The organism is Paenibacillus silviterrae, from assembly GCF_030167925.1.
In the GTDB taxonomy this organism is placed as follows: domain Bacteria; phylum Bacillota; class Bacilli; order Paenibacillales; family NBRC-103111; genus Paenibacillus_G; species Paenibacillus_G silviterrae.
Genome location: NZ_JASKUT010000002.1, coordinates 1,993,405 through 2,006,311 on the forward strand (window position 1 = coordinate 1,993,405; position 12,907 = coordinate 2,006,311).

The 12,907-nt window shown below is 50.0% G+C and carries 9 protein-coding genes; all 9 read left to right on the top strand.

The window, feature by feature from the left end; genetic code table 11:
* Positions 1-68: 68 nt before the first annotated feature.
* The 9 genes from QMO62_RS31720 to QMO62_RS31760 all read left to right on the top strand — a co-directional run bounded on the left by QMO62_RS31720 (position 69) and on the right by QMO62_RS31760 (position 12,906).
* Positions 69-641, top strand: a complete 573-nt coding sequence (locus QMO62_RS31720) for a hypothetical protein (RefSeq protein ID WP_284646471.1) — start codon at positions 69-71, stop codon at positions 639-641.
* Positions 642-1,534: 893 nt separating this feature from the next.
* The gene (locus tag QMO62_RS31725; RefSeq protein WP_284646474.1) at positions 1,535-2,416 is read left to right on the top strand and encodes an ABC transporter permease; all 882 of its coding nucleotides are present in this window, start codon (positions 1,535-1,537) and stop codon (positions 2,414-2,416) included.
* Between the two features lie 2 nt (positions 2,417-2,418).
* Positions 2,419-3,288, top strand: coding sequence for a carbohydrate ABC transporter permease (locus QMO62_RS31730; protein WP_284646475.1), 870 nt, complete (start codon positions 2,419-2,421; stop codon positions 3,286-3,288).
* A 67-nt stretch (positions 3,289-3,355) separates the two neighbouring features.
* The gene (locus tag QMO62_RS31735) at positions 3,356-4,930 is read left to right on the top strand and encodes a type 2 periplasmic-binding domain-containing protein (RefSeq protein ID WP_284646477.1); all 1,575 of its coding nucleotides are present in this window, start codon (positions 3,356-3,358) and stop codon (positions 4,928-4,930) included.
* 144 nt (positions 4,931-5,074) lie between these two features.
* Entirely contained in the window at positions 5,075-7,153 is a 2,079-nt protein-coding gene (locus QMO62_RS31740; protein WP_284646478.1) for a hypothetical protein, read from the top strand.
* Positions 7,150-8,238 carry a mandelate racemase/muconate lactonizing enzyme family protein gene (locus QMO62_RS31745; protein WP_284646479.1) on the top strand — a complete coding sequence of 363 codons (1,089 nt, stop codon included), beginning with the start codon at positions 7,150-7,152 and terminating at the stop codon, positions 8,236-8,238. The genes QMO62_RS31740 and QMO62_RS31745 overlap by 4 nt, the downstream gene beginning before the upstream one ends.
* Before the next feature lie 37 nt (positions 8,239-8,275).
* Positions 8,276-10,300 (top strand): alpha-amylase family protein, encoded by a 2,025-nt coding sequence (locus QMO62_RS31750; RefSeq protein ID WP_284646480.1) that lies wholly within the window; start codon positions 8,276-8,278, stop codon positions 10,298-10,300.
* A gap of 30 nt (positions 10,301-10,330) precedes the next feature.
* A complete protein-coding gene (locus QMO62_RS31755; RefSeq protein WP_284646481.1) occupies positions 10,331-11,329 on the top strand; it encodes a D-2-hydroxyacid dehydrogenase in 999 nt (332 codons plus the stop codon).
* Positions 11,330-11,544: 215 nt separating this feature from the next.
* Entirely contained in the window at positions 11,545-12,906 is a 1,362-nt protein-coding gene (locus QMO62_RS31760; protein ID WP_284646482.1) for an FAD-binding oxidoreductase, read from the top strand.
* The last annotated feature ends 1 nt before the right edge of the window (position 12,907 follow it).

Genomic DNA, 12,907 nt, shown 5'->3' on the forward strand with positions numbered 1-12,907 from the left:
GTAACCTTTTATCGAGCATACACTGCCTCTGTAATACCATCCTCCAATGATAAGGAGTTGACCATTTCATGCCTTTGATCCGCAAAAGCAGAGCCATCCCCAAGAAGGTCATTCGTCTGCCGAAAAGTGCAGGAATCAGCCGGAAAAGGGTCATGGCGATCTACCGTCGTCATGTTTCGAAGCTGCGCGCCACCAAAGCACCGATCCGTATCACCCAAAGAAATCAAGTCATCGGTACCGACAATTCCTGGTTCAACGCACAAACCATCGAACGTAATCCGGCTTGGATAGCAGTGAATAATGCCAGCTATGTATGGAGCTCGCGCGATCTGACAAACCAAACCGCCGTCATTTCCACCAGATTCCGGATAGAGAACGAACGCACGATCCGGAGAGCGAGATTGTTTTTATCGGTTGATAATTATGCCGTCGTTCTCATCAACGGCAGAATCGTCCTGTATGATGCTCCGCAGAATACCCCCGAATTCTTCACGCAAGGACGCACATTTAACATACGTCCCTTCCTGCGAAGAGTAGGTATTAACGACATTGTTATCGTTGCCTTCAACTTTGGCGGACCGCGGTCATCAGAGAACCCTGCCGGCGTAGCGGCAAGGCTTAACATCCGCTTAGCTCGCTGATCTAACCTAATAGGCTGTCCTGAGGGCAGCCTATTTTTGCGTTTGCTAACACACGTTTTTCCTCATGCGATATTGGACTTCATACATAAGCTTGCAGGATGATCTTCTCTTAACATTGATTGAGGCTACCTCCCCCCCAAAAAAATAGGATGGTTCTGGTAATGAAAGCGATGTGAACGGACATAATACCTTCATTTAGGGATTGGTTCCTAATTTCTCATCGCCTTTCGGTACTGGTTTGTATCCGTTTACAAATAATAATATATTCTCTCTGCACAAATTCTCCAACAGGGCATTTTATAGTTTGAGCAATGGCATTTTTAAGGCTTTTGGGGAAAATAAGGAACGAAGGAGCCGTATATTTTCTTATAATATCAGAATTTTTTAAGTTTTGAGCGGAGCTCAAGAAGTCTGATGTTTCAAGAAAAGCATCCTTTTTAGCACGAATGTACTTCTCCGATAGGGCTTCGATAGAAGCTTTTCTTAAAAATCACCTTGCTAAGTCTAAAAAATGCCGGATTGAACGATGTTATTTCCTTGGGTAAAGTATTTGTATGCATGCATCACATCAGTCAATCGACGGATCCGGATCGGGAACCGGTGGGGACAGCTCGCTCTATAGACCAATAGGGTGTGACTAATGATGTAACAGGGGAAGGGAGGTTGCCTGGGCCAGGGAAAAGGAAGGAATAGGGAAAACTTTTATATCTTAAAAATGACATGGCAAGAAACTTAAAAACGCCTGATTGAGCAATGGTAATCCCGATAGTATAGTATGTGTAAGCGAATACAACAATGAGTCGCATGGGGGGAGTCACTTGGAAAAAGTAGTAAATCATCGGATGAAAGTGGTTTCGAAAGGAAAGAAATTGGACAAGGCTGCTAAACATCGGATGAGCATGTTGTGGCCGCTATATATTATGGCCGTTCCGGGCATCCTGTTTCTTATCACGTTCAAGTACATTCCTCTTGTAGGAACTGTAATCGCATTCAAAGATTATTCCGTGTTCAAAGGGATGCTTGACAGCCCCTGGGTGGGGCTTCGGCACTTTCAGTCACTGATCCAGCATCCGGATTTTATCCGGATCTTCGGCAACACGTTGATGTTGGGCTTTCTCAAAATCGCATTGGTGTTTCCCGTTCCGGTCTTGCTTGCGCTAATGATCAACGAGGTCCGGAAATCGGCGTTAAGGAAAGGGATCCAAACGGCGCTCTACATCCCGCACTTTTTGTCCTGGGTCATCATCGCCGGCATCGTTTTCGATTTCTTCTCTTTAAGCGGATTATTCAATGTAGTGATAGGGTGGTTCGGTTATGATCCCGTGCTTGTCATGCAAGAAAGCGATTACTTTCGCATGGTCTACATCATCACAGCCATATGGAGGGATGCAGGTTGGGGGACTGTAGTTTATATGGCGGCCATCAGCTCAATCGATCCACAGCTATATGAGTCGGCGATGATTGATGGCGCTTCCAAGTTTAAACAACTGCTTCACATTACTTTGCCGCTCCTCTTGCCTACAGTGTTGGTACTGTTCTTGCTGGAGATCGGAAATTTCATGGAGCTTGGTTTTGATCACGTGTTCAATTTGTTGACACCGATGACATACAGTGTTGGGGATATTCTGGATACGTATGTATTTCGAACCGGAATCCAGCAAGCGCAATACAGCTTTGCTACTGCGGTCGGCTTGTTCCAGTCCGTCATCGGATTTGTTCTGGTCTACATTTTCAATAGGCTGTCAAGAAAAGTGTCTGATGGGGGGCTTTGGTAACTATGTCTGAATCCAGAGGAGAAAAGGTATTCGTATCGGGGATTACAGTCGTTCTTGTTCTTTTGTCCCTCCTTGCCATCATTCCGCTTCTGTCCGTCCTCTCCACTTCGTTCAGTTCCAAGAAAGATGTGGATCTGAATCTGGTGACGATCTGGCCAAGAGGCTTTACGTTCGACTCCTGGGAGTATATCATTTACCGTCCCGACCTGTGGAAAGCGTTCTTCCTGACCTTGGGCTCGACACTGATCGGCACGGTATTGGCGCTGCTGATTACCGCATTGCTCGCTTACCCGCTTTCCAAGTCGGAGTTCCGCTGGGCCCCGGTGGTTATGGTCGGAGTAGTCATCGCCATGGTTTTCAAAGCACCGCTCGTACCCTATTTCCTGACGGTTCGAGGTATAGGACTTTATAACAATCCGTTGGTCCTGGTCCTGCCCCATATTCTGAATCCGTTTAATCTGATCATCATGAGGACCTTCTTCAAGCAATTTTCCAAAGAGCTGGAGGAAGCGGCATTCATCGAGGGCTGCGGGTACTTCCGAATGCTGTTCCAATTCGTGCTCCCGCTGTCCAAGGCGGTATTGGCCACCTTGGCCTTGTTCTACGGCGTTGTCATATGGAATCAATTCCAGACACCACTGCTTTTCTTGCAAAATCCGGAGTTGTTCCCGTTACAGATCAAAATCCGGCAGTTTATCACCGACGACAGTGTGATTATGGCGCTTGTTCCTTCCAAGCTCGACGTCAATTATAACGAACGAACATTAAGAGCAGCCACCGTCATTTTCGCGATTGTACCCGTCATTGCGGTGTATCCGTTCTTGCAGAAATATTTTGTCAAGGGAGCCATGGTTGGATCCGTTAAAGGGTAATATTTTTATTGGTTTTATGGCTTATAGCCTGAAACATATGGATAATGAAATTAAAGGGGGAAATGGAATGAAAGTCAAAAAAATGGGTGCACTCTCGGTAGCGGTATCGCTTGCAATATCAGTCGTGGCAGGCTGTTCCGGCAGCACGGAGACGGCACCTTCTGCATCTTCGTCTCAGGACCCGGGCATGACGAATGAAATCGTTGATATTGAAGTATGGAGAGAAAACAACGGCTATATACCGACCACTAAAGGGAGCAAGCTATATGAATTCTATAAGGAGAAGCTGGGCGTCGGAGTCCTCCATCCCTATGTGGAATGGAACGGGGGTACCACCTACCTCAATCAGCTTAACTTGAAAATCGCCGCCAACGAAATGCCGGACCTGTTCCAGCCCTGGAACGGTATCGAATCGAGCCTTGCCAAGAATGGCGCTATTGCCGATCTGACAGAATTATTGCCTAAGTATGCGCCGAATGTATGGGAAGCCATTCCGAAGGACGTATGGGATATCGTCAAGGCCAACGACCCTACCGGCCAAGGCAAAATCTACTATATCCCCGGTGTGCTGGACTATGGAAGATACTCCGCCATGATTCGAAAAGATTGGCTCGACAAGTTGGGTATGCAAATGCCCAAGACCCAGGTCGAATATGTGAAGGTTCTGGAGGCATTCCGGGATAAGGATCCGAATGGCAACGGACAAAAGGATGAGGTGCCGACCGGCGGCAGAGAGCAGGCACGCTGGATGGACCATCTATTCGCCATGTACGGAGTTGCTATGTTCGAAGGACTCCCGGAATGGGATCTGTACGACGGCAAGCTGACTTATTCTGCGGTGACACCGAATATGAAAGCTGCTCTGGAATTTATCTCCAAGCTCTACAAAGAAGGATTATTGGATAAAGAGACACTGCTGAATAACAAACAGAAGTGGGACGGAAAGGTAGAGGGGAACAAGGCAGGAAATTACTTCCACTGGGCGGAGACCACGAATGATCGCCTGGAAAACATGAACAAGAACACCGGAGTGAAGGCTGATTACTCCGCGCTCCCTATACCTGAAGTCCCGGGCTTTAAAGGCTTCTATACCTGGAAGAGATTAACTCCGCCTGCCTGGGTTGTTAAGAACAACAAGGATCAGAAGAAGCTGATGGCTACCTTGAAGCTGCTGAACAACGCGTATGACAAGAAAACCTGGGATTCTTTGTACCTGGGAGTTGAAGGAATGCACTACACCAAGAAAGACGGCAAAGCCATCAGACTTCCGGACGATAAGAGTACCCAGGAGAACATGATTTTTGAGCCGTATAAAAACCTGGCTACCCTTGATTTTATGACATCACAGATCAAGAACACATCAACCGAAGACAGAAAATGGGCTACGGACCAAACCGTCCGAAATATGCAGGATGCCCAGAAGTACGCCAAGATTATAGCCGGCGATGGTATGCCTGCGAGCGTCTACGAAGGCTTCGCGGATATCAACAATCGTACGCTTTATGTGGAATATGCTTCCAAGATTATCGTTGGTCAATATCCGATCAGCAAATTCGATGAATTTGTAGACAAATGGAATAAATCGGGCGGGGAAGAGGTCACGAAACGCGCGAGAGAATGGTATGCGAAAGTGAAAAAATAACAAAGTCGCGCGGAGTCAAGCAATTATAGAGAAGGCATGTTGTCCCGGCAACGTGCCTACTTTTTTAATTTGAAAGGAGACAACATGACATTCTCACTAACGTTTCCCGATTGTTCACCGAGGATTACCTTCGCCATTGGCAGATTGCAAACAGCAATTGAGGATTTGGGAGAAAGCTGGACGGTTCATTCCGAACAGCGTCCGAATGTAAATCATATCATCATCCATACTGACGGCAAGGAGGCGGAAGGTTCATTCGGCTTGACCGCCGATGGATCCGTCGGGGCGGAGGGCTTTGAAATACGCCGTTCGCAGTATGAAGGAAATCCGGCGCTGTTCGTTTTGGCCCGCGACGAGTCCGGCGCCATGTATGGCGTGCTGGAGGTCGCAGAGCAGCTTCGGGCACACGGTGATTTGGCAAGTATCTCCGAATGCACCGTTAATCCCGGATTTCCATTCCGTGCCGTGAAGTTCAATCTTCCTTGGTCAACCTACCGGAGGAACGAATGCTTTGAACTACAAAAGGAAACGGTCCGTGATCTTGCCTTTTGGCAGGCCTTTTTGGACATGATGGCGGAAAACCGCTACAATGTGCTGACTTTGTGGTGCCTTCATCCGTTCCCTTACATGATTAAGCCTACGAATTTTCCTAAAGCAACTCCCTTTACCGATGGGGAACTAGCCGATTGGAAAGGGTTTTGGACATCCCTGTTCCAAATGGCCCATGATCGCGGGATAGAAACGTACTTGGTGAACTGGAATATTTTCGTTTCGGAATCGTTTCGGGAGCATTATGACCCTAGTGCCGTTAGCGATGAAACGTTCTATCATCACGGAGATTATTATTCTACCGACCAAATCAAACAGTATACCCGCGAGTGCGTGACACAGCTGATCGACGAATACCCCGGATTAACCGGCTTCGGTATCTCCGTAGGCGAAAGAATGAACGGAATGACGCCTCAGGAGCGGCAGGATTGGATTGAAGAGGTCTATTATGAAGGGATGAAAGCAGCTGGTCGGCCCATTAAGTTTATTCATCGGGCGCCCTTTTCCGTGGATCCATCCATAACAAGAATCTCAATAGAGAATAATGAAAGCTTGCCGGAACCGGTATGGGTGGAAGTAAAATTCAATTGGTCCCACGCGTATTCTTCAACAAAGCTTCTTATGACGCACGGAGGCTCCGACGGTATGGAAGGATACTGGAACCCGGCGCCGCAAAATTACAAAATTACGTGGATGATCCGTAATGAGGATTTTTTCACGCTGCGCTGGGCCCAGCCGGATTTTATCAGAAGACATCTGTCGGAAAACGGCCAAGATTATGTGGGAGGGTATTACATCGGATCCGAGTGTTTTATTCCTGCTCTTGATTATTCCCACGAGCCGGGAAGCCCGCACATCCAATGGAAATACGCTTTCGAAAAGCACTGGCTGTATTACATGCTGTGGGGAAGACTGCTGTATGACCCCATGACATCCGATGAGGTGTTTGCGAGTGCAATAGCTAGTCGGTACGGCAAATCCGTCGGTCATCCGCTGCTTTCGGCGTTTTCAGCGGTTTGCAAAATGCCGATGGCGCTCGCTTCGTTTTTCTCCTTCTCATGGGATTTCACCTTGTACACGGAAGGTTTTTTGTCGACTGATAAATCGGAGTACAATTCCGGGCAAGCTTTTATTTCACTAGAGGATCTGCTAAGCAGCGAAGCATTGGATTCCGACTATTTATCGATCCGCAGGTATGTCGATCATATCATCGATAATAAGTCGGTTGAAGCTTATGTGACACCGCTCCAGCTGGCAAGTACTTTGGAGAATGACGCCCGGCAAGGGCTAGCCGTGCTTGCTTCGATTGCCGGCGGTTCTCCAGCCCTGTGCTGTGAGATGGCGGATATCGAAGCTTGGGCCCATTTGGGGCTTTATTTCGCTGCGAAACTCCGTGCCGGTGTATGCTTTGAATTTTACGTGAGAACCGGCGAGGAAGCGGAACGGCAAAAAGCCTTACAGTGGCTAAAGCCGCCAAACGCAGTAAAACACTGGGATGATCTGATTCGCGTAACGGGCTCCCATTACGTAAAGCAGCCGCTTTTGCATCTGGGGAAAACACCGTTCTCGTGGGAGCTGTTCCGTCCGCAGGTGCTTGAGGATATCGAATTTGTCAAGGCATCGCTTCCCCTGCTGCATGGGGAAACCGTTATAAGGAGAGGGACTTCGAATTGAAAATTAAGAGCATAGAAACGTTCAGCACCCAAACGATTTGCATAACCCGTGTCCGCACGGACGACGGACACGAGGGCATCGGACAGATTGCCCCTTATCATGCCAATATTTCCGCGCTGGTCCTGCATCAGCAGATCGCCCCTCTGGCGCTCGGAAAGGATGCCGACCCAATTGCCGATCTTGTAGAGGCCATTGTTACCCACGAGCATAAATTCCCCGGCTCTTATGTGTGCCGTGCTGTCGGCGGACTCGATACTGCGCTTTGGGACCTTAAGGGAAAGCGCCTCGGGAAAAGTGTATGCGAGCTGCTTGGTGGATCAACCGGGGATATCGAGGTGTACGGCTCGAGCATGCGGCGGGATATCATGCCGAAGGAGGAGGGCGAGCGTCTGAAGCGGCTTCAGGATAAGCATGGCTTCCGTGCCTTTAAGTTCCGAATTGCCAATAAATTCGGAAACGACGTCGACGTATATCCGGGCCGTACGGAGCAGATCGTGCCTGCAGTGCGCCGTGCGCTTGGTGATGATACGCTGCTGTATGTCGACGCCAACAGCGGCTTTACCCCCACTCGTGCCATTGAGGTGGGCCGCATGCTTGAACAATACGGCGTGGTGCACTACGAGGAACCGTGTCCGTATCCGCAGCTTGAATGGACCAAACAGGTTACGGAAGCTCTCAAGCTGAATGTAACGGGCGGGGAGCAGGATACGGACCTGGCGCAGTTCCGGCGGATGATCAACATGCATGCCGTCGATATTGTTCAACCCGACATCTGTTACATCGGCGGACTCAGCCGGGCACTTGAGGTTGCGCGTATGGCTCAGGAGGCTGGAATGACGTGTACCCCGCATGCGGCTAATTTATCGATGGTTACAATTTTTACGATGCACATGTGCGGGGCGATTCCGAACCGAGGTTCATTTATGGAGTTCAGCATCGAATCTAATGATTGGACAAAGGACTTGTTTATGGAGGACCTCACGGTGAGGGACGGCAAAATCTCCATTCCTAACGGCCCTGGCTGGGGGATTACCGTGCGGCCGGAATGGCTTGAGAAAGCGGATTATCGAATTAGCCAATTGTAAGAAATGAAATGGAAGCTAAATTCAGGAGGAATTAACTATGGCATGGTGGGAACAGAAGCCTCTTCGGCTGATACAGACAAATTTAAGAGAGATTGATGCGAGGCTCGATATCAATCAGTATATAGCCAGCCTTGAGGAGTTTTCGGCAAACGTTTTGCTCTTTAACGTGGGGGGAATTGTGGCCAACTATCCTTCCGCCCTCGAATTCCATTATGTCAACCCGAATTTGAAGGAAGATTTTGTCGGGCAGGTGATTGAACGCGTTCGCGAACGAGGGATGAAGTTCATAGCCCGCTTTGATTTCAGCCGGTTAAATGAACAATGCGCTTTGCCGAATCCGGATTGGCTGTATCGGAGTATTGAAGGAAAGATCGTCAATTACAACGGCCAGGTGCATACTTGTATCAATGGCTTTTACCAACAAGAATATTCGCTCAAAATCTTGCGGGAAGTGGCTGAACGGTATCCCATTGACGGTATATTCTTCAATATGCACGGTTATGTAACGCATGACTACAGTTACAATTATTACGGAATTTGCCAATGCGACAGCTGTCAGAAGCGGTTTTTGGAATATACAGGCCATGAACGGCTTCCTCTTCAAGAGGATCCGAACGATCCGGTGTTCCGGGATTATGAGAAGTTCCGTACCGAAACGGTAAGGGAGCTGTTTCTCAAACGGGTAGAGGTAGTTAAGAGCATCAATCCGCATATCGCGATTTGCAACTATACGCATTCGGGTACCGACATCTTCCGCAAGGAATCCAATACGGGGATGAATCGCCCTTTACCGGAATGGAATTTTTCGGCTACGGAAAATGTGCGCACGGTTCAGGGCACTTGGGACGGAATGGCCGTAAGTAATTCCGCGGTTCACTTCGTTGATTATGCTATGCGGCATACCGCGGTTTCACCCCATTTAACCGGACTCCGGCTGGTACAGAATCTGGTAAACGGGGGAGGGCTCGATTACTATGTGATCGGCACGCTTATTAATCAGGATGACCGGCTTTGCTTCGATCTAGTGAAGGATATTTTCCGCTTCCATCAAAAACACGAGGACTATTATTCGAACATTACCTCCCTAGCGGAGATTTGCCTGGTTGTTCCAGAAGGCAGCAGTATGTATGGAAGCAAAAATGAATTAAAGGGCATCATGAGAATTTTGGCGGAAAACCACGTGCAATATGATCTATTGCATGATAGCATGCTGCAATCGCCGCAGATTGACGAGAAACTCCGCCGATACAAGATCTTGATCCTTGCCGACCAGCGAAGTATGAGCGATGAAGCCGTGCAAGCGGTTGATCGTTTCGTAGAAGCAGGAGGTAAACTCCTTGCAACCGGATTTACCTCCACCTGCGACCTCAAAGGTCATCCGATGGGGCGCATCCGCCTGCAAAGCATCGGGGCCAAGGAGTTTGTCCTTAAACCCCAGACACAGGGGGCCTACTTCCGAATTCGTGAAAATGACAAGACGATTCTTAAACATTTCGAACAAATCGATCTTGTTTACTTATACGGAGAGGCCTTGGAATGCAAGCTTGGGGAAGGGGCAGCCGGATTCCTTGGGCTCATTCCCTCCTGTATGTTCGGACCGCCGGAGAAATGTTACATCACCGAGGAGACCGATACAGCCGGACTGATTTACAACCGCTATGGAAAAGGGGAATCCGCCTATATACCATGGGGAATCGGTGCGCACTATGAAAAGCTGAGCAACCACGGCCATGCCCGCCTCTTGATGGCAGCGATACGGGATGTGCTCAGCCACCGGGAATCGCTTCAAGTTACCTCTTCACCGCTCGTGGAAGTATGCCTCCATCAGGGTCCTTCGCGTCGACTTGTAAGTGCCGTGAATGGTTCCGGCCAGCTGGGAACAGCCTTCCACGCACCGATTCCAATTCGCGACATCCGCTTCACCCTTCGGGCTGATTCCGAACCATCCCGTGTGTATGGGTTGCGTCGCTCCGGAGATATTCCTTTCGTGTATAGCGACGGACAGCTATCGTTTGATCTGGATGAGCTGGACCTGTTTGAGACGGTTGTGGTCGAGGATTAATACCTTCAATATGTTTGGGGAGGATAAACCATGAGGGACATTCGCGTTGTGCTTACTACGGTTGACTATAAAGATGGGCATTATCAGAGATTAGCTCAGGCCTTTGAACCGGCAACGCTCATCCGCCTGCGAAGTGACGATCACGAAGGCATAGGGCAAGCGCTTGAGGTCGCGGATGTGGCGGTGCTTGCAGGCGATCTCGATGAACGATTCGTGAAGGCTCCGCTGCTCCGCTGGGTTCATTGTGACCATGCCGGGTTAAACAAGTGCGCTTGGCCTGAACTGTTCCAGCAGGGATTGCTTGTCACGAGTTCAGCGGGGCGGTCATCTCCGGCGTTGGCGGAGCATGCACTATTTTTTATGCTGGCGCTGGCCTACCAATACCCGCGGTTCCTTGACGCCCAGCGGTCACACCAATGGGGAGTGCCCGGTCAGAACGAGCTGCGGGGATTGTACGGAAGAACGGTCGGCATCATCGGCATGGGCAATACCGGCACCGAGCTGGCTGTGCGGGCCAAAGCCATGGGAATGCGAGTGCTCGGTTATCGCCGGAGCAGCGCCCCTCCGCCTCCGGGAGTCGATAGGCTCTTCTGCGGCGGCAACGCCGATTCGCTTGACGAGCTGCTTGCCGAGAGCGATTTTATCGTGCTTGCCGTGCCTTTGAGCAATGCGACGCATCACTTGATCGGCCGCCGGGAGCTGGCGCTGATGAAAAGTTCCGCTTGCATTGTCAACATGGCTCGCGGGGCCGTCATTGAGGAAGCAGCGTTGGCAGAAGCTCTCTATGCGGGGCAGATCGGCGGAGCCGGGTTGGACACCTTTACACAGGAACCGCTGCCTTCGGACAGCCCGCTCTGGGATGCGCCCAATACGCTGATTACGCCGCATACTACGCCGCAGGTGCCAGACCGCACCGGTCGTTCCATCGACATCATTGCTGAGAATGTAAGACGTTACCGTGCCGGGGAGCCCATGCTCAACGAATTACGCCCTGACGATGTATACACACCGGAATCACGAGGAAGTTGATCCGATTCGCAAAGAATAATGGCTTTGGAGAGGTGTAACGTTCGACCCAACGTATTGACACGGTTGGTAACCTGTGGGAAAATAACTGTGAACGTTATGTAGAACAATGTTCAATATAATGAACAAGTTTGAAGGGTTATCAGCTGAAGTTACTGCAAAAGCAAGTTTTACTTGGATGAATAGGATGTTTACCGATTTTCAAGCGGGGTGAGAGAATGCCTGAAACGGTCAAGCTAACAACCGAGAAAATGAAGCATGATTTGGTCGAAATGGTTGGTTCGGAGAACGTTGCGGTTGGTAGCGTGGAGAGGGAGCGTCAATATCAGCTTCAGGCTCCTTTGGTAGTATTTCCTGATGAGGAACGGAAGGTCGAGCGGATTCTGGGCTGGGCCAGTGAAAACCATGCTCAGATCGCACCTCAGGGCGGGGGGACGAAGGATGCGTATGGACATTCCGGTGATGGAGCGGATGTGATCCTGTCGCTTAGAAGAATGTCCGGCATCCTTCACCATTCCGTCGGGGATCTTACCGTTTCCGTGCTGCCGGGTACAACCTTGGGCGAGCTTCAGCAGGCATTAGGTAAGGAAGGGCAGTTTCTGCCGCTTGATCCGGCATGGGAGGAGCAATCGACCCTTGGCGGGATCATCTCAGCCAACGCGTCGGGGCCCAAAAGAGCGATGTACGGTTCAGCAAGAGATTATTTAATCGCTTCCCGCGTTTGTTATCCGGACGGCACCCTGATTCGTACAGGTGCCAAGGTCGTCAAGAATGTGGCCGGTTACGACATGAACAAGCTTATGATCGGTTCCATGGGGACTCTGGGGGTATTCACCGAGCTTACTTTTAAAATCCGGCCCATCCCCGTTTACGCCGGGGCTTTGGCCATTCACAGCACAGACTTGCTTAAGCTTCGCAGGCTGCAGGAAATGCTGCTCGATTCCCAGCTTGAGCCTTCCGCAGCGGAATGGGTGAACAGACGGCTTGGATTGCGAATATTCCGGGGGGCATTTGAAGGTCCTATCCTGCTTGTATCGTTTGAGGATGTGGAACGCTCGGTACAATATCAGTTGAACTGGCTGCTGAACGTGTGTGATAGGTTAGGCGTTACAGTGCAGGAGCAGATCTCCGGACATAAGGAAACCGAGGCTGTGCTCTCCGGGCTGCGAGCGCATCTTCCGAATTCGAATGACCTTCCTGACGACAAGCTTGTCGTTAGCGTCAAGCTGCTCTCCATGATTGCAGAAGTACCGGCCGTTTATGAGGCCGTGCAAAATGCAGCAGATGAAAGAGGGCTGCCGCTCGATTTCCATGGGGGCTTATATACGGGCATCAGCAGAGCAACGGTTCAAGCAGACCTTGGACAGCAGCGGGAAGTGCTCGAATGGCTGCACACCGTCGAATCGTTCCTCCAAGGGCTGAACGGACGTTCGGTGATCGAAGTCGCACCTCGCAGCATCAAGATGAAGCTGAATGTATGGGGCGCAGAAGCGGAAGATTGGAATTTGATGAAAGGCATCAAACATAAAATCGATCCCAAGCGCATCTTGAATCCGGGTCGGTTTGTAGGAGGGATTTGAG